The 2,528-nt window shown below is 70.2% G+C and carries 2 protein-coding genes; both read left to right on the forward strand.

Annotation, left to right across the window (positions count from 1 at the left end; all coding sequences use genetic code 11):
* Positions 1–643 (forward strand): thioesterase domain-containing protein (locus G6030_RS07650; protein WP_241724235.1); only part of this gene is annotated, 643 nt, incomplete at its 5' end.
* A gap of 56 nt (positions 644–699) precedes the next feature.
* On the forward strand, positions 700–2,193 hold the full coding sequence (locus G6030_RS07655) for an acyl-CoA carboxylase subunit beta (protein ID WP_182642713.1): 1,494 nt from the start codon (positions 700–702) through the stop codon (positions 2,191–2,193).
* Positions 2,194–2,528: the final 335 nt, after the last annotated feature.

Here is a 2,528-nt window from a genome sequence, read left to right on the forward strand (position 1 = left end):
GGGCCGCCCGGTCGCGCTGGGCGGCTGGTCCTTCGGCGGCGCGCTGGCCGTCGAGGTCGCCCGCCAGCTGCGGGCCGCGGGCGACGAGGTGTCGCTGGTGGTCCTGCTGGACACCGTGCAGCCGTCCGAGCCGATCCCGGACACGCTCGACGAGGCCGAGGCCCGCTGGAAGCGGTACTCGGAGTTCGCCAAGCGGACGTACGGGCTCGACGTGGAGGTGCCGCGCGACTTCCTGGCCGAGCACGGTGAGGACGGCGTGCTGGACATGTTGATGGGGGTGCTGGGCGCCGAGGCCAACGCGATGGGCGGCGGCGTGATCGAGCACCAGCGGGCCAGCTTCGTGGACAACCGCATCCTGCAGAGCGCGGACATGAGCTCGTGGGCCGGCGTCGGCGCCGAGGTGCCGTTCGTGCTGTACCGGGCCGAGCGGATGCACGACGGGGCGATCGAACTGGAGCCGCGCTACGAGCGCATCGACCCGGACGGCGGCTGGGCCGCCGTGGTGACCGATCTGGAGGTGGTCCACCTCGAGGGGGACCACCTCGCGATGGTCGACGAGCCGGTGGTCGGTACGGTCGGTAAGCATCTGGCGCGTCGACTCACGGAGCTCGACGCGGGCGTACGGAAGGGAACCAACGCGTGACGGCCAAGACGACCGCTGAGAAGCTCGCTGAACTGCGGGTCAAGACCGAGCAGGCCATGGACCCGGGCAGCGAACGGGCCAAGGCCCGCCGCGACGCCGCGGGGCAGACCCCTCCCCGCCAGCGGATCGCCGAGCTCCTCGACGCGGGCAGCTTCGTGGAGATGGGCCAACTGGTCAAGGCGCCGGGCAACCCCGACAACCCGTTCGGCGACGGCGTGGTGACCGGCCGCGGCACGATCGACGGTCGCCCGGTAGCGGTGTACGCGCACGACAACACGGTGTTCGGCGGGTCCGTCGGCGAGGGCTTCGGCAAGAAGGTCTGCGCCATCATGGATTTCGCGATCAAGGTCGGCTGCCCGATCATCGGGATCAACGACTCGGGCGGCGCCCGGGTCCAGGACGCCGTCACCTCGCTCGCGTACTACTCGGAGATCTCGCGGCGTCAGTACCCCGCGTCGGGGTACGTTCCGCAGATCTCGATCATGCTCGGCAAGTGCGCGGGCGGTGCCGTGTACGCGCCCGTGACGACCGACTTCGTGATCGCCGTCCAGGATCAGGCGTACATGTTCGTCACCGGCCCCGACGTCATCCGTCAGGTGACCGGCGAGGACGTCACGATGGATGAGCTCGGGTCCGCACTCGAGCAGGCGAAGCGGGGCAACGTCAACCACGTGGCCGTCAGCGAGCACGACGCGTTCATGTACGTGCGTAATCTGCTCAGCTACCTGCCGTCGTCGGCCAGCGAGGAGGCCCCGCGGATCAACCCGGGACTCGAGCCGGAGACCACGGAGTCGGACCTGCAGCTCGACACGATCATCCCGGACTCGGACAACGCCGCGTACGACATGCACGACGTGCTGATCCGGATGTTCGACGACGGCGAGTTCATGGAGACGTCGGGGCAGTTCGCCTCCAACATCATCACGGGTTTCGCGCGTGTCGACGGCGAGCCGGTGGGCGTGATCGCCAACCAGCCCCTCCACCTGTCCGGCGCGCTGGACATCGACGCCTCCGAGAAGGCGACCCGGCACATGATGCTGTGCGACGCCTACTCGATCCCGCTGGTCTTCGTGGTGGACACCCCCGGCTACCTCCCGGGTGTGGAGCAGGAGAAGCTGGGCATCATCCACCGTGGCGCCAAGATGGGCTTCGCGGTGGCGGCGACGTCGGTGCCCACGGTGACCTTCGTCGTACGCAAGGCCTATGGCGGGGCCTACGCGGTGATGGGCTCGAAGAACCTGGGCGGTGACCTCAACTTCGCGTGGCCGACCGCCCGTATCGCGGTGATGGGCGCCGAGGGCGCGGTCGATCTGCTGCAGCGCCGTCAGATCGAGGAGGCGGGTCCCGAGGAGGGGCCGAAGCTCCGCAAGCAGCTCATCGACATGTACAACGAGTTCATCGCGACGCCGTACACGGCCGCCGAGCGGGGCTACATCGACGCGGTGATCGAGCCCTCGCACACGCGGCTGGTGTTGCGTAGTGCGCTCGAGCAGCTCCGGGACAAGACGCGGGTCGAGCTTCCGCGCAAGCACGCCATCTTCCCGCTGTGATCCGATAGCAACAGCGCGCCAACGGCACGAGCGCACCGGCGGCACGAGCGCACCGACGGGCGGTCCCCAGTTCCGGGGCCGCCCGTCCCGCATTTCTCCGCCCCGCAGCCGCCCCGCAGCCGCTCCTCGACCTGGCGTCTCGCTCCCGCTTCTGCCCGCGTTGGCCGCAGCCGCTCCTCGACCTGGCGTCTCGCCGTCACCGCGGTGCGCGCGAGACGCCAGGTTGGCGGGCGGCTGTGCTGGCGACGAGGGCTCAGGCCGGGGCCGCGCCAACGACCGAGGGCCCGGCGGTGGCTGCTGCCTCCGGCGGGCTCTCATCGGACCGGCGGGCCCTC

This window comes from Dietzia sp. E1, assembly GCF_014145015.1.
GTDB classification, from domain to species: domain Bacteria; phylum Actinomycetota; class Actinomycetes; order Mycobacteriales; family Mycobacteriaceae; genus Dietzia; species Dietzia cinnamea_A.

Bases quoted from the DNA above. Each gene is read 5' to 3' on its own strand.
- G6030_RS07655 (WP_182642713.1), top strand. From the start codon at position 700: ATGGACCCGGGCAGCGAACGGGCCAAGGCCCGCCGCGACGCCGCGGGG.